The 21,103-nt window shown below is 61.6% G+C and carries 10 protein-coding genes; 5 read left to right on the forward strand and 5 right to left on the reverse strand.

Annotated features, from left to right (window positions below; translation table 11 throughout):
* Nucleotides 1-99: 99 nt before the first annotated feature.
* The 5 genes from FQ746_RS27100 to acnA all read left to right on the forward strand — a co-directional run bounded on the left by FQ746_RS27100 (nt 100) and on the right by acnA (nt 7,155).
* Nucleotides 100-1,083, forward strand: a complete 984-nt coding sequence (locus tag FQ746_RS27100) for a malate dehydrogenase (RefSeq protein ID WP_144112872.1) — start codon at nt 100-102, stop codon at nt 1,081-1,083.
* A gap of 114 nt (nt 1,084-1,197) precedes the next feature.
* Nucleotides 1,198-2,202, forward strand: coding sequence for an HpcH/HpaI aldolase/citrate lyase family protein (locus tag FQ746_RS27105; RefSeq protein WP_144112873.1), 1,005 nt, complete (start codon nt 1,198-1,200; stop codon nt 2,200-2,202).
* Nucleotides 2,203-2,413: 211 nt separating this feature from the next.
* The gene (locus FQ746_RS27110) at nt 2,414-2,917 is read left to right on the forward strand and encodes a hypothetical protein (RefSeq protein WP_144112874.1); all 504 of its coding nucleotides are present in this window, start codon (nt 2,414-2,416) and stop codon (nt 2,915-2,917) included.
* A gap of 25 nt (nt 2,918-2,942) precedes the next feature.
* Nucleotides 2,943-4,397: a bifunctional 2-methylcitrate dehydratase/aconitate hydratase gene (locus tag FQ746_RS27115; protein ID WP_144112875.1), complete on the forward strand. Its 1,455-nt coding sequence runs from the start codon at nt 2,943-2,945 to the stop codon at nt 4,395-4,397.
* A 40-nt stretch (nt 4,398-4,437) separates the two neighbouring features.
* Complete coding sequence (acnA, locus tag FQ746_RS27120) at nt 4,438-7,155, forward strand: aconitate hydratase AcnA (protein WP_144112876.1); 2,718 nt, start codon at nt 4,438-4,440, stop codon at nt 7,153-7,155.
* A 128-nt stretch (nt 7,156-7,283) separates the two neighbouring features.
* Here acnA and FQ746_RS27125 read toward each other — a convergent pair whose 3' ends face one another.
* The 5 genes from FQ746_RS27125 to FQ746_RS27150 all read right to left on the reverse strand — a co-directional run bounded on the left by FQ746_RS27125 (nt 7,284) and on the right by FQ746_RS27150 (nt 21,068).
* Nucleotides 7,284-8,450, reverse strand: coding sequence for a hypothetical protein (locus FQ746_RS27125; protein WP_144112877.1), 1,167 nt, complete (start codon nt 8,448-8,450; stop codon nt 7,284-7,286).
* Nucleotides 8,447-9,991 (reverse strand): sensor histidine kinase, encoded by a 1,545-nt coding sequence (locus FQ746_RS35340; RefSeq protein WP_260854174.1) that lies wholly within the window; start codon nt 9,989-9,991, stop codon nt 8,447-8,449. Before FQ746_RS35340 ends, FQ746_RS27125 begins: the two co-directional genes overlap by 4 nt.
* Nucleotides 9,992-10,113: 122 nt before the next feature.
* On the reverse strand, nt 10,114-10,722 hold the full coding sequence (locus tag FQ746_RS27140; RefSeq protein ID WP_144112878.1) for a response regulator transcription factor: 609 nt from the start codon (nt 10,720-10,722) through the stop codon (nt 10,114-10,116).
* Nucleotides 10,723-11,024: 302 nt separating this feature from the next.
* A complete protein-coding gene (locus FQ746_RS27145) occupies nt 11,025-12,152 on the reverse strand; it encodes an OmpA family protein (RefSeq protein WP_144112879.1) in 1,128 nt (375 codons plus the stop codon).
* Nucleotides 12,153-12,248: 96 nt separating this feature from the next.
* A complete protein-coding gene (locus FQ746_RS27150) occupies nt 12,249-21,068 on the reverse strand; it encodes a YadA-like family protein (RefSeq protein WP_409932445.1) in 8,820 nt (2,939 codons plus the stop codon).
* Nucleotides 21,069-21,103 lie beyond the last annotated feature (35 nt).

The following is a 21,103-nucleotide window of genomic DNA, read 5'->3' on the forward strand; positions in this document are numbered from 1 at the left end:
GAACGGTCTGTTCCGCCGTGTTTCACAACGCTTCGCTAAACGCCCATATAGAATGGCGTTTTTCCCTAGCGTCTAACGCATCGTCCAGGAGATTTCTAAATGGCTAAGCCCGCAAAGCGCGTTGCCGTCACCGGCGCCGCAGGTCAAATCGCTTACTCCCTGCTGTTCCGCATCGCCAACGGCGACCTGCTCGGCAAGGACCAGCCGGTTGTGCTGCAACTGCTCGACCTGCCGCAAGCGCAAGGTGCCGTCAAAGGCGTCGTGATGGAACTGGATGACTGCGCATTCCCGCTGCTGTCGGGCGTCGTGATCACCGACGATCCGAAGGTCGCGTTCAAGGACGCCGACGTCGCCCTGCTGGTCGGCGCCCGCCCGCGTTCGAAAGGCATGGAGCGTAAAGACCTGCTGTCGGCCAACGCCGAAATCTTCACGGTTCAGGGCAAGGCGCTGAACGAAGTCGCGAGCCGCGACGTCAAGGTGCTGGTGGTCGGCAACCCGGCTAATACCAACGCCTACATCGCCATGAAGTCGGCGCCGGATCTGCCCAAGAAGAACTTCACCGCCATGCTGCGTCTGGATCACAACCGCGCGCTGTCGCAACTGGCGGCCAAGTCGGGCAAGCCGGTCGCGTCGATCGAAAAACTGGCTGTGTGGGGCAACCACTCGCCGACCATGTACCCGGACTTCCGCGTCGCGACGGCCGACGGTCAAGACCTGACCAAGCTGATCAACGACGACGAATGGAACCGCAACACCTTCATCCCGACCGTCGGCAAACGCGGCGCTGCGATCATCGAAGCGCGCGGCCTGTCGTCGGCAGCGTCGGCGGCCAACGCAGCGATCGACCACGTGCGTGACTGGGTGCTCGGCACGAACGGCAAGTGGGTCACGATGGGTATTCCGTCGGACGGCTCGTATGGCATTCCGGAAGACATCATCTACGGTGTGCCGGTTACGTGCGAAAACGGCGAGTACAAACGCGTCGAAGGTCTGGAAATCGACGCGTTCTCGCGCGAAAAGATGGACGGCACGCTGAACGAACTGCTGGAAGAACGCGACGGCGTTCAACATCTGCTCGGCTAAGCGCCCGATGCAGTCAAACCGGAACGCCAACGCGTCAACGCGGCGGGTTCCGGTTTTTTTCGTGCGCATCGCGCGCATCGAACATCTCCAACTCCAACGCCCCTGACGCCGAAGATGCGCGCCCTCACCCCCGCCGAAGTGCTGTTTGACGGCGAAGCGCCGCCCGCCGTGCTGCCCGTTTGCGATCACTACGCCGGCAGCGAGAAGCTGATGCTGAAATCGCTCGCGTTGCAGCAGCAACTCGGGCCGGTTTTCGACATCACGCTCGACTGTGAAGACGGCGCGCAGGTCGGCCGCGAAGCCGAACACGCGGATCTCGTCGCGTCGCTGCTGGGTAGCGAACACGACCGTTTCGGCCGCGTCGGCGTTCGTATTCACGATTTCGATCATCCGCACTGGCGCGACGACGTGCGCCTGATTCTGCGCGCCGCAAAGCGCGCACCCGCCTACATCACCTTGCCGAAAGTGCGCAATGTGCCTGACGCTGCCGAGATGGTCGCCTTCATCGAGGCGACGCGGCGCGAACTGGGTATCGCACAACCGGTGCCGGTGCAATTGCTGGTCGAGACACACGGCGCGCTCACGCGCGTGTTCGATCTGGCCGCGCTGCCCGGCGTGGAAGCACTCAGCTTCGGTCTGATGGATTTCGTCTCCGCGCACAACGGCGCGATTCCCGATACCGCGATGCGCTCGCCCGGTCAGTTCGATCACCCGCTGGTGCGGCGCGCGAAGCTCGAGATTTCGGCGGCCTGCCATGCATTCGGCAAAGTGCCGTCGCATAACGTCAGTACCGAAGTGCGCGATATGAGCGTGGTCGCCGGCGACGCCGCCCGCGCCCGCAACGAATTTGGCTATACCCGCATGTGGAGCATCCATCCGGCGCAGATCGAGGCGATCGTCGCCGCGTTCGCACCGCGTGACGAAGAGATCGTCACGGCCACGGAAATTCTGCTTGCCGCGCAGTCCGCGCAATGGGGCCCGACACGTTATCGGGACACATTGCACGACCGCGCCAGCTACCGCTATTACTGGTCGGTCCTGAGCCGCGCGCAGGCGACGGGCCGGACCGTTCCGCAAGACGCACAGCCGCTGTTCGCCGAGGTAAAGGCCGGCACATAAACGAGATCGAAAGCCATATCGACGCGCGTTGCAGCGAAGCGCTTAACGCCCGCTTGCGACACCGTCCCGGAGAATTTGAAGTGCGCGCCGCTAAATAGGGGAAAATAGCGGTCGCTGCGCGCTTTGAGAGCGCGTGCAGTTCAACCTCGCGGTTGCCAGGACCGGTAGCCCGCGACCTGCTCAACTGAAATTAGATAGAAAGGTTTTCTCCATGAAAAAACTGATGATCGCCGCCGTGATTGGCGCCCTGTCCACGACGATGCTGACCGTCGCGACTGACGCCTCCGCGCAAACGGCGACCACCAAGAAGCCGGCTGCGAAGGCTGTTGCAAAACGGCCGCAGCCGAAGCGTCTGCTCAAGCGCAAGGTCAACCCGGCCAAGGAAGCCGCGGTCGATCCGGTACCGGAAGGCGCGGAAAAGTGGTCGTGCAACGAAGGCCTGGCTTTCGATCTGAAAGGCGACATGAAGCGTGACCAGATCGTCACGGTTCACTGGGCAAACAAGAACTACAACCTGCCGCGCGAAGCGACCACCACGGGCGCGGACCGCTTCCACGACGCAGCGTCGGGCATGGATCTGGTTGTGATCCCGACCAAGGCAATGTTGTTCTCGGACAAGGACAGCTCGCGTCTGGCCGACGAGTGCAAGACGGCAGCCATGATTCAGGGCGCGCCGGCTCCGACGCAATCGAACGCGATCAACAAGACGAACTAATCCGTCACATCAGGAAAGCTCCCCGATGTCCGCTCCGATTTCCAACGTGCGACCCGACCCGGATTCCGTCCTGGTCGATATCGTCGACTACGTCCTGGATTTCCCGATCGACGACGGCACGCTCGCGCTGGAAACGGCGCGTTACTGCCTGATCGATACGCTCGGCTGCGGGTTCGAGGCGCTCACCTACCCGGCCTGCACCAAGCTGTTGGGACCGATCGTGCCGGGCACGATCGTCCCCAACGGCGCGAAGGTGCCTGGCACGTCGTTCCAGCTGGATCCCGTTCAGGCTGCCTTCAATCTTGGCGCCATGATCCGCTGGCTCGATTTCAACGACACCTGGCTCGCCGCCGAATGGGGCCATCCGTCGGATAATCTCGGCGGCATTCTGGCGACCGCCGACTGGCTGTCGCGTAGCGCCATCGCGGCAGGCAAAGCGCCGCTGACGATGAAAGCCGTGTTGACCGCGATGGTCAAGGCGCACGAAATTCAAGGCTGCATCGCGCTCGAGAATTCGTTCAACAAGGTCGGGCTCGACCATGTCGTGCTCGTCAAGCTGGCCTCCACGGCCGTGGTCGGTCAGATGATCGGGCTCTCGCGCGACGAACTGATCAACGCGGTGTCGCTGGCGCTGGTCGATGGGCAGGCGCTGCGCACCTATCGGCATGCGCCGAACACCGGCTCGCGCAAGTCGTGGGCCGCGGGCGACGCAACCTCCCGCGCCGTGCGCCTCGCGTTGATCGCGAAGACCGGCGAGATGGGTTACCCCTCGGTGCTGAGCGCGCCCACTTGGGGGTTTTACGATGTGCTGTTCAAAGGCAACGCGTTCCGGTTCCAGCGTCCGTACGGCACGTACGTGATGGAAAACGTGTTGTTCAAGATTTCGTTTCCGGCCGAGTTCCACGCGCAGACTGCCGTAGAAGCGGCCATGACGCTGCACGCCCGACTGCAGGGTGCCGGCAGACGGGTCGAAGACATCAGGGCCATCACGATCCGCACGCACGAAGCGGCGTTGCGCATCATCGACAAGAAAGGCCCGCTGAACAACCCGGCCGACCGCGATCATTGCATCCAGTACATGATCGCCGTGCCGTTGATCCACGGCCGCCTGAACGCCGCGGATTATGAAGATTCGGTCGCGCAGGACGCGCGAATCGATGTGCTGCGCGGCAAGATGCACTGTGTCGAAGACGTGCAGTTCACCAAGGATTACCACGATCCCGAGAAGCGTTCGATCGCCAATGCACTGACGATCGAATTCAACGACGGATCGACGTTCGACGAAGTCGTAGTCGAATACCCGATCGGGCATAAGCGTCGGCGCGAGGACGGCATTCCGTTGCTGGTCGAGAAGTTCAGGACCAACCTCGCACGCCGCTTTCCGGTCAGGCAGCAACTGGCGATTCTCGACGTGTCGCTCGATCAGGCAAGGCTCGAAGCCATGCCGGTCAATGAATACGTCGATTTGACCGTCATCTAGTCAAGTACTGTAGTTCCGCGATCAAACCAAGGAAAACACCATGGCCCACAACCTCCACAAAACGCTCAAGGAATTCGACAGCGGTTCCGGCAAAGGCAAGTTCTACTCCCTGCCGCAACTCGGCAAGGCACTGAACATCAAGATCGACCGTCTGCCGGTTTCGATCCGTATCGTGCTGGAATCGGTGCTGCGTAACTACGACGGCAAGAAGATCGCCGAAGAACACATCACGCAACTCGCGAACTGGAATCCGACGGCTGCCCGCGTCGACGAAATTCCGTTCGTCGTGTCGCGCGTCGTGCTGCAGGACTTTACCGGTGTGCCGCTGCTCGCCGACATCGCGGCAATGCGCGGCGTCGCCCAGCGCGTCGGCAAGAACCCGAAGTCGATCGAACCGCTGGTCCCGGTCGATCTGGTTGTCGATCACTCGGTGACGATCGATCACTTCCGCGAAAAGAACGCGCTCGATCTGAACATGAAACTGGAATTCCAGCGCAATAACGAGCGCTACCAGTTCATGAAATGGGGCATGCAGGCATTCGACACGTTCAAGGTCGTGCCGCCGGGCGTCGGTATCGTTCACCAGGTGAACCTGGAATACCTCGCACGCGGCGTGCACAAGAAGGCCGAAGGCGCGGACACGGTGTACTACCCGGATTCGCTGGTCGGCACGGACAGCCACACCACGATGATCAACGGTATCGGTGTGGTGGGCTGGGGCGTGGGCGGTATCGAAGCGGAAGCCGGCATGCTGGGTCAGCCGGTGTACTTCCTGACGCCGGACGTGGTCGGTGTCGAACTGAAGGGCAAACTGCGCGAAGGCCTGACGGCGACCGACCTGGTCCTCACCGTGACGGAACTGCTGCGTAAGGAAAAAGTGGTCGGCAAGTTCGTCGAGTTCTTTGGCGAAGGCACGCGTTCACTGTCGCTGCCGGACCGCGCGACGATCGGCAACATGGCGCCGGAATACGGCGCAACGATGGGCTTCTTCCCGGTCGACGAAAAAACCATCGACTACTTCAAGGGCACGGGCCGCACCGACGCTGAAATCTCCGCCTTCGAAAACTACTTCAAGGCGCAAAACCTGTTCGGTATTCCGAACGCCGGCGAAATCGACTACACGAAGGTCGTCACGCTGGACCTCGGCACGGTGACGCCGTCGCTGGCCGGTCCGAAGCGCCCGCAAGACCGTATTGAAATCGGTCACGTGAAGTCGACTTTCAGCGACCTGTTCTCGAAGCCGGTTGCCGAAAACGGTTTCGCCAAGAAGGCCGACGATCTGGACGCGCAATACACGACGACCAACGGCGTCGACGTGAAGAACGGCGACATCCTGATTGCCGCCATCACGTCGTGCACGAACACGTCGAACCCGAGCGTGCTGCTGGCCGCCGGTTTGCTGGCGAAGAAGGCGGTCGAAGCCGGTTTGACGGTCGCGCCGCACATCAAGACCTCGCTTGCGCCGGGATCGCGCATCGTCACGGAATACCTGACGAAGACTGACCTGCTGAAGTACCTCGACAAGCTCGGTTTCACGCTGGCCGCTTACGGTTGCACGACCTGTATCGGCAACGCGGGCGACCTGACGCCGGAACTGAACGAAGCCATCACGAAGAACGATATCGTCGCGGCAGCCGTGCTGTCCGGCAACCGTAACTTCGAAGCGCGGATTCACCCGAACATCCGCGCCAACTTCCTGGCCTCGCCGCCGCTGGTCGTCGCGTACGCGATTGCCGGCAACATCACGCGCGACCTGATGACCGAACCGGTCGGCAAGGGCAAGAACGGCAAGGACATCTACCTGGGCGACATCTGGCCGACCAGCGAAGAAGTCGACAGCCTGCTCAAGTACGCGCTGGACGCGGACGCGTTCCGCAAGAACTACTCGCAGCTCACCAAGAAGGGTGACCTGTGGAGCAAGATCGAAGGCGAAGAAGGTCAGGTCTACGACTGGCCGAAGTCGACGTACATCGCCGAGCCGCCGTTCTTCGGCAAGGACTTCTCGATGACGCCGGCCGACAGCATCGCACCGGTCACGGGCGCGCGCGCACTGGGCATTTTCGGCGACTCGGTGACGACCGACCACATCAGCCCGGCTGGCTCGATCAAGGAAGATTCGCCGGCAGGCAAGTGGCTGAAGGCAAACGGCGTGCAGAAGGCCGACTTCAACAGCTACGGCTCGCGCCGCGGCAACCACGACGTGATGATGCGCGGCACGTTCGCCAACGTCCGGATCAAGAACCTGATGATTCCGGCGAAGGCAGACGGTTCGCGCGTGGAAGGCGGCCTGACGATTCATCAGCCGAGCGGCGAACAGGAATCGATCTACGACGCAGCGATGAAGTACATCGACGCCGGCACGCCGACCGTGGTGTTCGCGGGCGAAGAGTACGGCACGGGTTCGTCGCGTGACTGGGCGGCCAAGGGTACGCAATTGCTGGGCGTGAAGGCCGTGGTCGCACGCAGCTTCGAGCGGATTCACCGTTCGAACCTGGTCGGCATGGGCGTGTTGCCGCTGCAGTTCAAGGGCTCGGATAGCGTGCAGTCGCTCGGTATTACCGGCGAAGAAACGTACGACGTCGAAGGCCTGGGCGACGACTTCAAGCCGCAACAGGAAGTGACGCTGGTGATTCACGGCAAGGACGGCAAGGAAAAGCGCGTGCCGGTTCTGCTGCGCATCGATACGCCGATCGAAGTGGATTACTACAAGCACGGCGGCATTCTGCCGTTCGTTCTGCGTTCGCTGCTGGCTGCTTGAGGATCGCCGGATTAGATATCCGCGATTAGCGTTTTGCAGGGGCTGCATCCTGTGGAGGGTGCAGCCGACTTTAGAAGCCCGGCCTTTCGGCCGGGCTTTTTTTATGGGCGCCTGGTTTGCGGGCGCGATTATGGTTGCCCGCCGGTGGGTTCGAATGCCCCGGGGTTCTCGGTGATCCTGCGCTGGGTCATATGGGTGCTCCAGTCCGTGTCGCCTGCGATCGGGACGTTTGCCCGGGTTGTGATCTGGGCTTGCCGCAGTTGCGCGGCCCAGTTCAGTAGCGCGGCGGAGTCCGGGGACCGCGCGGGCGAACGTGCGGCAGTGTCGTCGCGAACGGGTGGACGAGCAGTCCATTCGGGTTGCTTCGATACGGATGGGCGAGCGGTTGCCGTCGCCGTCGCCGTCGCCGTTGTGCGGGCGGGGGGACTCGGGGCGACGCGCGGGTCGGGACGCCGGTCTGGGCGCAGTTCGGGGCGCGGGTCGGGACGCCGGTCCGGGCGCAGTTCGGGGCGCGGCGCGGGCCGCAAAGCGCTGGAGCGCGCTGCTGGCGGATTGATTTCAGACACTGCCCGGCGCTCGAGTGGAGCGGCTTCGCGAGTGATAGGCGTTCCCAGTTGGCTTGCTGACTGAGGCGTCGCGTCGCTGGCGGCGGCCCGGAGGCCACGCTCGTCGCGTGGCGACGACAGCGTAGCAACGGCTTGCGGCGCAGCCTTCTTCTCCACGTCGACGGGCTGCGTTGGCGTTGCGGGGCTCACCGCTCCTCGCGACACCGGCACCGTTGCGGCGGTCGGCGGCAAGCGTTTTTCGGCTGTGCCTGGCGTCACATGAGATGCGTTCGGCACGGGCGGCGTCACCTTGCCCGACTCATGTGTCGAACAGGTAGCAAGCAACCAGGCGAGCGCGATGCTGCAACTCACGAATATCGCTGCACCGAGCACATGATCGGACCGCGACGACGCGAACCTCGACTTGCCCATCTCGAGATAACGTCTGGCCTCGACCAACTGCGCGTCGATGCGATGAGAGAAGTCAGGCTGCTTCGGCAACTTGTAGAGAAAGACGTGCTTCACCCCAGCGGGAAACGGGTTGCCCCGCATCGATGAGGCCGGCTTGCGTTGCACGGCGTCCTGCATCGCTTGCTGAGCGGGTGTGGATGCCAGCGGATGCGGTTGACGCGACGCCGCGGCCGGCGACGCGCGTCGCCACGAGCCGAAGGGAGGCGGAACGCCGTTGAATGGAAGTGCCTTGGGAAGCGCCAGACGGCCTTCGATCAAAGCCAGCGGTCGGGTCGTCATAGGGTGCTCCGTCGTGAGTCGGGGACGGCTTCGAGTTGTGCAACCAGCCTGGTGGTGCGCGCCGTCAGTGTGTCGAGCGCGCTTGCGTCGAAAGGTGGACGCTCGACACTTGCCTGCCGCAGCGCTTCCATCAGATCGCGCGCGCCGATCAGGCCGACTGCGCCGCTCAATCGATGCAGTAAAGCCTGAATGCCCGTTTCGGCACCTTCATGCCGCAGGACGCCGAGGCGCTCGATGTCGTCGTTCATGGCATCGCGCCAATCTCCTAAAAACGTCGGGATATCGACGCCTTCGTCAGCCAGCGAGTCGAGATAGCGACGCTCGATCGACTCATCGGTATTAGCCGAGGAAGCCCGCTCGACGTGAGCAGCCCGCGAAGTCTGGACTTTCCGCTGTTCGACAGGGAAGTCGGCATTGAAACTTGCGTGGATGCCGCTGACCGAAAATTCGCCGCGCATCCGCTGAGCCAGCAACTTGCAAAGCGGCACACAGAAATCGGCGTAGGCGGATTGCGCCGACGGGGATAGCGAACCAGGCTGTCTGCTCGAAGCCTGAGCAACTGAAGGCGCACCCGCCCCGGTTTCCTCGAGGCTGAAGAAAATGCGCTGATTGCCCGGCGTCGCCGGTTCGGCGCGCACAACGAGCGCGATGTCGCCTCGGCTACCGGACTGGATTGCCCGGTTGACCATATAAAAGAACACCTGACCGAGCCGCGTGCCGTCGGCGAGAATCGCCTCGGCCACGCCCGACTCCACGCTGACGCTCAAACGCATGCCCTGCTGCGCGGCGGACGGTGTCAGCAGTGCGATGACGCCACCGATTACTTCGCGCACGTGCGTGACACTTTCATCCAGCACGAAAGCGCGTGATTCCAGTGAGGAAGCGTCCAGCAGATCCGCTAACGCCTGGGTCCATGTGCGCATTGCCGATTGGACCCACTGCAATTCCGTACGAGCTTCGGCTGATGGCATGGTCGCGCCGAGCGCGTCGAGCAGACCGGTGATGGCGGTCAGGGGTGCCTCGGCGTGGGTGCGTATCAAACCCAGGAGCCAAAGCCGGTCCAGTTGCGCCGATGCGCTTGCTTGCTGTGTGGCTTGTTGCACTGCTGTGAGATTCGCCGCCTGCTCGATGGATTGAGCGGCTTGGGCGGCTTGGGCGGCTTGGACGGCTTGGGCGGCTTGGGCGGCTTGGGCGGCTTTGCACCGCGTCTCCCATTCGCCGATTAACCGTTCGTGCTTCTCAGCGACGCTTCTCAGCGCGGCACGCGACAGACATGCTCCCGCCAGTGCGACCGCCACCGGCGCAGCGAGTGTCAGCAACCACGTTTGTCGTTCGATCACGACGTCTTGCGCGGCTGATGTCGAGGTGACCGCGGAGTCACTGCCACTGCCACTGCCGCCAGTCGAGGCGAAGGCATCCCGCGCTTCCGACGTGACCATTGGAGGTACTTCATGCACTTGCGTACCGTACTGAACGCTCTCGCTCGACACCGCCACATTCGCGCGAATAAAAAACACGCAGAGGAAAATGAATGCAAACAAACAGCCCAGCACCGTGGCGAATCGAATCGAAGCCGAACCGGCATGATTGAAGCGGCGCGGCAAACCTCGGTTCGCCCGGTTGAAAGAACCTGCCAGGCTCGTATTGTTCATAGCCTGCAAACTCAATCAATTAAACGGTGCAACGAGGCGAATTCGATCATTGCCGCCAGAGAAGACAGGCCAAGCTTTTCCTGAATACGACCTTTATAAGTACTCACTGTTTTGTCGCTCAAATATAAGCGACTTGCTATATCGCGGTTGCTGACCCCTCGCGCGAGAAACTGCAAGACTTCCACTTCGCGAGCCGATAACAGAGCCAAACCACTCTCCGCATTGGAACTGCTGGCTTCGGCCGGAAAACAGTCGTAGCCGAAAAGAACCGTCTTTAACGCGGTAATCAGTTCGCTGATTTCACGGCCCTTGCCGACATAGCCGTTCGCGCCGGCATGACGGGTGTACCCCGCCATGACATGTTCCGGCTTGGCGGACAGCACCAGAATGCAAATTTTGGTGTCGTGCGCGCGGATGCGACGGATCATTGAAAGTCCGTCTAGACGAGGTATATCGAGATCGAGAATAACGAGATCGGGACACTCCGTTAAAACCATCTTGAGGCCGTCTTCGCCATCGCCGCACTCGCCAATTAATTCGAGCTCGGGATCGGCACGTAATACCTTGCCGATGGTACCTCGAATTATTGGATGGTCGTCGATGATTACGATTCTCTTCATTTACCGCTCCACTTAAATATTCAGCAATGGGCGTAAAACTGAATCGAAATAGCCCAACAGAAACTGATTAAAATATTAACAACATTACGGAAACATTTTTTCGCCAAGATGGACGGATATTTCCGCAATATATGGGGATTCTTCCTGCGCGACCGCGCGAAATTTCCCAAAGGCAGAGTCGAACTTCGATAGACGCGCAGAAGGTAAAGGAGCGCGAACCAGATTCGCGCTCCCGACAAGCTATAAAACGCCTACAGATGGGTGGAATAACCGTACAGAAGTCGTCCGGTCATCCTTGCGCTTCAGTCATCCTGCTCGACAAACGAAGCCTCCTTCGACCTCGGCGTCGTGCGCATGCTCTGCACCTGGGAAGGCGCCGGCGCTTGCGTGCCGCCGTGCGTGAACTCCAGTTCGACGCGACGGTTGGGCGCGAGGCAGTCGATCAGCGCCTGACGGTTCCGGTCGTTACACTGCACCACCGGGTCGTCCTTGCCGCGGCCCTGTGCAGACATCGGCACCTTCACGCCACCGCTCTGCAAATAACGCCTGACCGTCTCGGCCCGCTTGGTCGACAACTGACGGTTGTAGCTATCGCTACCGAGGCGGTCCGTATAGCCCTCGATGCGGATACCGGTTACGTCGTCGGCCTGTTTGAGGTCATGCACCAACTGATCGAGCTTGGCCTTGCCCTGCGGCAGCATGCCTGCCAGGTCGCCGCGATCGAATCTGAAGGTCGCGTCGGCCTGCAGGGTCATCTTCTGCGGAATCGGCGAAGGAGCTGCTGTCACCGGCGGCGTGCACGCATTGAGCGCGGCGCCGACGACGGGCATGCCCTTCTCCACACCGGCGACGATACGCTGGCTTTCATCGAAATCGCGCGTCCAGGCTTCGTGCCCGGCGTGAACCAGTTCGACTTCGGAACACGCCGTCAACCGTTGCGCTTCCTGGCATTGCGGGAAAAGCGGCGACGACTTGACTGCCAGAATCTGCTTCCACAGGTCGGGGCGGAGAATCGATGCCGTACGCAGGTCGGGATTGTCGGCCGTGAGACCCTGGCCGGTTTCCAGTGCGGTGGTCAAACGGTTGGCCTGGTTCAGCGCCTCTTCGACAAAGCCCCAGCCGTCGTGCGCAGCACGTTCGTCGTGGGCAGCATCGAGCCAGCACTGCGCCTTGTCGCCAAAATAATTGGCCTTGCGATCGCCGAGCGCGTTCAGCCGCGTCTGCACATCCTTCAACATCGCGCCGTTTTTAGCGCCGCCATACGTGGCGATCCATGCCGGCGTCACCGCTCCGGCCGCCTGACTTTGCGTTGCGTTGAACCCGGTTTGCAACACCGTGGGATCCTGAATCTGCAACTTATCGCGCGTCGCAGATGACGAGCATCCCGCGAGCATCGCGGCAAGCGCGATGGCAATGAGTGAATACTTCATGTTTGTTTCTCATGGAAAGAGGGTCGCACGGAAGCTTCCCGTGCGACCCATACAGCTAACGTCTCGAACTTCTAATCAAAGCCTTGCGGCCGTGGCTTAGTTGCCGAGGACGATGCCGATACCAGCGCGAACGATGGTGCTATTGCCGCCCGAAGTGGACACGCCGAGGTTGTAGTTGATCGTGCCTTTCTCGTTCCAGCGAGACACGCCTACACCCACAGCCTGGTAGCCACGGTAGTTGGCAATACCCGCATTCACCGTCGTACGACCCGGCAGATACGGCGTAACGATGTTCAGCGCCGATGCCGAAGCGATACCCTTGGCAGCGTTACGGTCAACGTTGTTGATCGAGTTGCTCATATTGCCCATGGCACTGTTCAACTGATTCAGGTTGACCGCGTCGGTACCCTGCGTACCCGCCGCGAGATTGGTGATCTGACGCTCTGCACCGGCGGAACCCACCGATACCGAGTTATCGCGATCCGTGGTCGAGTTCGCACCCAAGGCCACCGCATTGGTGTTCGGCGCCGATGCGCCTGCACCCATCGCGACCGAGCTATCGCCCGTGGTCACCGTGTTCTTGCCGATTGCAATCGACTCGTTACCGGATGCCGAAGCACCGTTACCGATCGCGATCGAGTCCGAACCGGTGGCGGCCGCCGACGTGCCACCCGATGCCGGGGTGTTGATGTTCACGTAGGTGGTGTTACCCGCGCCGCCGTTCAGGGCGTTGTTCACCTGGCTTTCGAGGGCCGAGAACTGCGAGTAGTTGACTGCGTCCGTCGCGCTTGCACCTGCCGCTACGTTCGTCAACGTCACTGCCTCCGTGGCACCTGCGCCACCCAGCGTCACCTTCTTCTTCGACGCGTCGTCGTAAGCAACGCCGTTCGTCGTGCCGTTGCCGCCGTGGTCAGCTACATACGTTTGCATCTGACCGAGGTTGACCGCATCGGTCAGATCGGTACCGATGGCCACGTTCTTCAACTGGGTCGGCAAGCCACCCGCATTGAAGGTCACCGAACCCTTCGTCGCGTTGTCGTACGCGACGAATGCGTTCGTGACGGTGCCGCTCGTGTCGACATTCAAACCAGCGTCCTTCAACTGCTTGAGGTTCACTGCTTCGTAGTCGCTGGTGGCGGCGGCCACGTTGGCGAGTTTCACCGGCGTAGTCGAGTTTTCGCCGCCCAGCGTCAACTTGTCATGCGCCGACGTGTCGTACACCACACCGTCCGTCGAACCCGTAGCAATCTTCGAATTCATTGCGTCGAGTGTCGAACCGACGTTGTTGTACGTCTTGCCGTCCAGCGAGTAGGACGTCGTGATCTTGCCGTCCGAACCCACCGTCGAATTGCCGCCGAGTGCCGCTGCCGTGCTGCTCATCGCGCCGTACAGTTGCGAGCCGTTGATGGCTTCCTTGCTGTTCGACGTGACCTGACCCACGGCAACATTGCTCAACGTCACCGGCGTGGTCGAACCGACACCGCCGAACGTCACCTTGCTCTTGCTCGTATCGTCGTAGGCGACGAACGAGTTCGACAGATGGCCGCTCGTGTCGATGCTGGCGCCCATGGCCTTCAGTTGCTGCACGTTCACGGCGTCGTTGTTCGCCACACCGTTCGCCACGTTCGCCACCGTCACCGGCGTGCCCGTATTGCCCAGCGTAATCCTGGCATGCGCCGACGTGTCGTACTTCACCGCGTCGGTCGTATCGCCGCCGCTGCCGCCAGTTGAAGCAGCCGCAACCAGCGCTGCGCCCACGTCGCTGTAGGTCGCGCCGTTCAGCGTGTAGGACGGCTTGGTGACCTTGCCGTCCGCACCCACCGTCGAGCCGCCGCCCAGCGCCGCTGCCGTGCTGCTCATCGCGCCGTACAACTGCGAACCGTTGATAGCGTCCTTGCTGCTCGACGTGACGCCGCCTGCCGCGACATTGGTCAACGTCACCGGCGTGGTCGAACCGACGCCGCCGAACGTCACCTTGCTCTTGCTCGTATCGTCGTAAGCGACGAACGCGTTCGAGAAGTGGCCGCTCGTGTCGATGCTCGCGCCCATCGCCTTCAGTTGCTGCACGTTTACCGCGTCGTTGTTGGCGACACCGTTTGCCACGTTCGCTACCGTTACCGGCGTACCCGTGTTGCCCAGCGAGATCTTCGTGTGCGACGTGGTGTCGTACACCACCGCTTCCGTCGAACCACCGCTTGCAGCCGCGTTGATGGCCGTCGTCATCTGAGCCAGATTGACTGCGTCGGTATCGGACGTACCGGCCGCGACGTTGATGATCTGGCTCGCCCTGGTCCTGCTACCCACCGACACCGCGTTCGCACGGTCCGCGACCGCACCGTAGCCAATCGCCACGGCATTTGCCGCGCTAACCGACGAGTTGAGGCCGATTGCCATGCTGTTCGTGGCAACCCGGTCGATGAACGCGTTGTAACCGATCGCAATCGCACCTGCGGCTGTAGCGCCGGCTTCCGTACCAATCGCGATGGCGTTATTCCCCACGACTCGCGAGTTGTAGCCGATAGCCAGGGCGTTTTCCGAGTAGGCACCCACCGACGCGCTATAACCAATCGCGGTCGCATTGATCGACGCAATGGTTGCGCCCGTACCGACCGCCGTAGAGGCCGTGCTGCCGGCGATGGAGCCTGCGCCCACTGCCAACGCGCCTGCACCCGTTGCTGCCGCAGCCGGGCCGATCGCCATGGTGTTCAGGTCGTTCGACGCGGACGTGCTCGAGCCACCCGTGACGGTCGAGCTAACGGCAATGTAGTTCGTGACCGGAGTCGCGCCCAACAGCATCGACCTCACGCCGCCGCTTTGTTGCGTGGACTGCACCAATTGCGTCTGCAATGCATCGAGTTGCGCCACCGTAGCCGCGTCCGTTGCATTGACGCCATTAGCGACGTGCGTAATACGCATTTCTGCACCACGGCTGCCGACCGACACCGTGTTGGCTGCATCCGTGCTCGCATTCACGCCGATGGCGGTGGAGTTGTCATATCTCGAGACTGCGCCTGCACCGATTGCCAGCGAGTTCGTCCCGGTTGCCATTGCGTTGCCGCCGATGGCCACCGATTCGCCGCCGCTTGCCTGCGCCGCGCCGCTCGCCGAAACAATCTTTACGTACTTCAGGTTCGTCGAGAAGTTCGTGTTGATATCGCCGAGTTGACCGTCGACAGCAGCCAGCGCATCGCCGACATTGCTGTAGGTCGAACCGGTAATTTCGTACGCCGGCGCGGAAATCGAGCCGTTTGCTGCCACCGACGCACCACCGCCGAGCGCTTCCGCGACGCTGCTGGCCGTCTTGTACAACTGCGAGCCGTTCACTGCATCGGTGCTCGATGCGTTGATCTTGGCGTCGGCGAGGTTAGTCAAGGTCACCGCGAGAGCCGATGAGCCGCCGCCCAACGTTACCTTGCCCTTGCTCGTATCGTCATAGGCCACGAAGCTGTTCGTCACGGCACCGCTCGTATCGACGCTTGCGCCCATCGCTTTCAGTTGCGAGAGATTCACTGCGTCCGTGCCGCTCGTACCGTTCGCGACGTTGATGATCTGACGCTCCGTTCCGGCCGCACCTACCGACACGGCGTTTGCGCGACCCGCAACCGAGTTCGCACCCAGTGCCACCGAGTTGACGCCCGAAGCGTTCGCCGCCCCCCCGATCGCCACGGAATTCGTGCCAGTTGCCGACGAATCGGCCAGCGTCGACTTCGCGTTGAAATACTTGATGCCGCCGCCGTTGGTGATGTTGTTGACCGTATTGGTCACGTTCGAAACATCGCCCGCGATGTTTGCGACGTTCGCATTGGTCTGGAACAACTGGCCACCGTTTACTGCGTCGAGACTTGCAGACGTCAATACGCCGGCCTTGACGTTCGTGAGCGTCGAGCCGCCCGTGCCTCGCAGCGAAACTTTACCGAGCGTCGTGTCGTCGTACGCGACGAAGCTGTTCGTCACATTACCGCTGGTGTCGACATTGACGCCCATTGCCTTGAGCTGGGCCATGTTCACGGCGTCCAGGTTCGACACGCCGGCGGCAACGTTCGTCAGCGTTACGGGTTTGGTCGAGCCCGTGCCGCCAAAGGTAACCTTGCCCTTGCTCGTATCGTCGTATGCAACGAAGCTATTCGTGACGACGCCGCTCGTGTCGACGCTTGCGCCCATCGCTTTCAGTTGCGAGAGGTTCACTGCATCGGTTGCGCTCGTACCATTGGCCACGTTGATGATCTGACGCTCGGTACCCACTGCGCCGACCGACACCGCATTGGCGCGGTTAGCCAGCGAGTTCGAACCCAGCGCGACCGAGTTGGTCGACGACGCGCTAGCTGCGCCACCGATCGCCACCGAATCCGTGCCGGTTGCCGACGAATCGGCCAGCGTCGACTTCGTGTGGAAATACTTGATGCCGCCACCGTTGGTGATGTTGTTCACCGTGTTGGTGACGTTCGATACGCTGCCTGCAACGTTCGTCACGTTCGCATTCGTCTGGAAGAGCTGGGTGCCGTTCACAGCGTCGGAGCTCGACGCCGACAGTGCGCCTGCCTTCACCTTCGTGATGGTCGTGCCACTCGCGCCCTTAAGCGAGATCGTGCCCGACGTCGTATCGTCGTACGCGACAAAGCTGTTGGTTACGTTACCGCTCGTGTCGACCGTGCCGCCCATGGCCTTCAGTTGCGCCATGTTGACCGCGTCGGCATTCGCCGCGCCGTTGGCCACGTTCGTCAGCGTTACTGCCTTCGTCGAACCTGCGCCGCCCAGCGTGACCTTACCCTTGGTCGTGTCGTCGTACGCCACGAATGCGTTGGTCACATTACCGCTCGTGTCGACCGTGCCGCCCATGGCCTTCAGTTGCGCCATGTTGACCGCGTCAGCGTTCGCCGCGCCGTTGGCCACGTTCGTCAGCGTTACTGTCTTCGTCGAACCCGAGCCGCCCAGCGTGACCTTACCCTTGGTCGTGTCGTCGTACGCCACGAATGCGTTGGTCACGTTGCCGCTCGTGTCGATCGTGCCGCCCATGGCCTTCAGTTGCGCCATGTTGACCGCGTCAGCGTTCGCCACGCCGTTCGCCACGTTTGTCAACGTCACTGCCTTCGTCGAGCCCACGCCGCCAAAAGTTACCTTGCCCTTGCTGGTGTCGTCGTACGCAACGAAGCTGTTCGTCACGACACCGCTCGTGTCGACGCTTGCACCCATCGCTTTTAGCTGCGAGAGGTTCACTGCATCGGTTGCGCTCGTACCGTTGGCCACGTTGATGATCTGACGCTCGGTACCCGCTGCGCCGACCGACACTGCATTGGCGCGGTTAGCCAGCGAGTTCGAACCCAGCGCGACCGAGTTGGTCGACGACGCGCTAGCTGCGCCACCGATCGCCACCGAATCCGTGCCGGTTGCCGACGAATCGGCCAGCGTCGACTTCGTGTGGAAATACTTGATGCCGCCGCCATTGGTGATGTTGTTCACCGTGTTGGTGACGTTCGATACGCTGCCTGCAACGTTCGTCACGTTCGCATTCGTCTGGAAGAGCTGGGTGCCGTTCACAGCGTCGGAGCTCGACGCCGACAGTGCGCCTGCCTTCACCTTCGTGATGGTCGTGCCACTCGCGCCCTTAAGCGAGATCGTGCCCGACGTCGTATCGTCGTACGCGACGAAACTGTTGGTCACTGCACCGCTGGTGCCGATGGTCGCGCCCATTGCCTGCAGTTGCGCTACGTTCACGGCATCATTGTTCGCAATGCCGTTCGAGACATTCGACAATGTCACCGGACTCGTCGAGCCTACGCCACCGAGGGTGACCTTGGTCTTGGACGTCGTGTCGTACACCACGCCATTAGCCGTACCGCCAGCCGCTACCGCCGAAATTGCCGCACCGACGTCGGTGAAGGTTTGACCGCCGACCGTGAAGTTCGGCTTCTTGATCGTGCCGTCCGAGTTCACGCCAGCGCCGCCGCCGATCATGGTCGTCACACCCGACAACTGGGTAACGTTGACCGCATCGGTACCGCTGGTACCGGCTGCCACATACGTGATCTGATTCTGCTTGCTGGAGCTACCGACCGACACAGCATTCACGCGGTCGGCGACCGAGTTGTAGCCAATCGCCACGCCATTGACCGCGCTGACAGACGCATTCAAACCGAGTGCCATGCCATTCGTGGCCGACGGGTTGATAAAGGCGTTATAGCCGATCACGACCGAACCCGTGCTCGTGGCGCTCGCATTGCCACCGAATGCCATGGAGTTCTTGGCTTGGGCGCGCGAGTTATAGCCAATCGCCACCGAGTTGTCTGAGTTGGCGCCGATCGAAGCGCTATAACCGATTGCAGTCGAACCCACCGACAGAGCGCCGGCACCCGTGCCGACCGCGGTAGATGCGTCGCTACCGGCGGACGAACCTGCGCCGACCGACAGTGCGCCGGCACCGGTTGCCGCTGCCACCGGACCGATTGCCATCGCGTTCAGGTCCGCCGACGCTGACGTGTTCGCACCGCTAGTGACCGTCGTGCTGACTGCAATGTAATTCGTGACCGGCACTGCCGCTGCCAGCAACAGGGATCTGACGCCGCCGCCCTGCTGCGAGGACTGCAGAAGTCGCGATTGCAATGCGTCGAGCTGCGCCACGGTTGCTGCATCCGTTTGATTCACGCCGTTCGCGACGTGGGTGATGCGCATTTCGGCGCCTCGACTACCGACAGATACCGTATTAGCTGCGTCCGTGGTCGCGTTCACGCCGATGGCGGTCGAGTTATCGTATCTGGCCATCGAACCTGCTCCGATAGCCAACGAGTTCGTGCCGGTCGCCATCGCGTTGCCACCGATTGCGACGGATTCGCTACCGCTTGCCGATGCCGCACCCGACACGGAAACGACCTTGACATACTTTGCTGCGCCAACGAGATCGCCTGCGGCCGAGTTGAGCGCATTGAGCGCGTCGCCGACGTTGCTGTAGGTCGCGCCGCTGATCGTGTAACCCGGTGCGGAAATCGTGCCGTCGGTATTGACCGTTGCGCCCGCACCAATGGCTGCCGCTACGCTGTTGACCGTGTTGTAGAACTGGCCGCCGTTCACGGCGGCCGTGCTACCCGAAGCGATTTCGCCAGCTGCCACGTTGGTCAGGGCGACCGGCGCTGCAGCGAGCAAGCCGCCGAGCGTCAGCGCATCGTGTGCCGACGAATCGTAGACGACCGAATTGGGTGAACCAGCACCGCCGCTGATCGACGCATTGGCGATAGCGGTATTCATCTGGCCCAGATTGACAGCGTCGCTGTTTGCGACACCGTTCGCCACGTTTGCCAGCGTCACTGCCTTCGTCGAGCCTACGCCGCCGAAGGTCACCTTGCCCTTGCTCGTGTCGTCGTACGCGACGAAGCTGTTCGTGACGACACCGCTGGTGTTGATGTTTGCGCCCATCGCCGTCAGTTGCGACAGGTTCACCGCATCGGTTGCGCTCGTGCCGTTGGCTACGTTGACGATCTGGCGCTCGGTGCCCGCTGCACCGACCGACACTGCGTTGGCACGGCTCGCTACCGAATTCGAACCCAGTGCCACCGAGTTGGTTGCCGATGCGTTTGCTGCGCCACCGATCGCAACCGAATCCGTGCCGGTTGCCGACGAATCGGCCAACGTCGACTTCGTGTGGAAGTATTTGATGCCACCACCGTTGGTGATGTTGTTCACCGTGTTAGTGACGATCGATATGTCGCGAGACAAGTTTGTCACGCCACCGGACAGGTCCACCAACCCACCGGTAACGTTCGCCACGTTCCGGTTAGTTTGATACAACTGAGCGCCGTTCACCGCATCAGTGCTGGAAGCGGACGAAATGTCGCCTGCGGCAACGTGTGTCAGCTTGACAGCAGACGTGCTATCGACGCCGCCGAGCGTCACACTGGTACGAGCCGACGAATCGTATGCGACCACGAGCGGATTTCCCGCAATGCCGTCGGTCACGATATTGTTGACCGTGTTGGTCACGTTGGCCAGGTTGCCGGCGATATTGGCAACATTACCTGCTACGTTCGCGACATTCTGGTTGGTCTGGAAAAGTTGCGAGCCGTTTACGGCATCTGTGCTCCAGGCCGAAGAGATATCACCCGCCGTCAGGTTGGTGATCTTCGTACCCGACGTTCCTTTGAGCGTAATCAATGCGCTGCCGGAATCGTCATAGGTGACCGCATTGGGCGTCGCCTCGCCACCGCCGCCGCCGTTAACGCTTGCGATTGCCGTGTTCAGCTGATCGAGGTTGACTGCGTCGGTGCCTGCGGAGCCCGCGGAGACGTTGGTGATTTGCCTTGTGTACTGGCTTTTGCCGTCTGCCGACAAGTAGCCAATCGATACGCTGTCGTTGCGGCTAGCGATCGAACTCGCACCCAATGCCACCGAGTTGGATACCAACGCAGCCGCTCCAGCGCCGTATGCGCTGGAATTCTTGCCGACTGCCATGGACGACGGGCCGGAAGCCACCGAATCGAGACCCGTTGCCCGCGCATCCGTCGACGCGTCGCTGGACGAGGATTTTGCGCTGAAGTAGCGCGTGCGTTGATACAGTTGCGCGCCGTTCACGCCGTCTGCACTCGCCGCTGAAACATCGCCGGCGCCAAGATTCTTGATCTGCTTTCCATACATCAACACATTGTCGAGCATGGAAATACCGTTCTTGCCATGAAGAACGAGATCGCCAGTTTTGGTGCCATACATGAACGCCGGCTGGCTCACTGCGCTAAAGCCATCGCCATAGCTCACGAACATACCGAAGCCATCTACCCCGGTATCGACATAAGGCGTCGTCGAGGTCTGCGCCTGCGTGATGGAGCCGGGAATACTGCACCCCGAAGTATTGGTGCCATACGCGACGCTGGAGGCGCAGAATTCGACACCAGCCTGGCCGGCCAGGGCGCTATAGGGGCCGGGGTTGACGGGCATCGCTGCAGCATGCGCAAGGCTGCTAAATGTAAGAC

Origin of the sequence: Paraburkholderia sp. BCC1886 (genome assembly GCF_900996245.1) — a bacterium.
Lineage (GTDB): Bacteria > Pseudomonadota > Gammaproteobacteria > Burkholderiales > Burkholderiaceae > Paraburkholderia.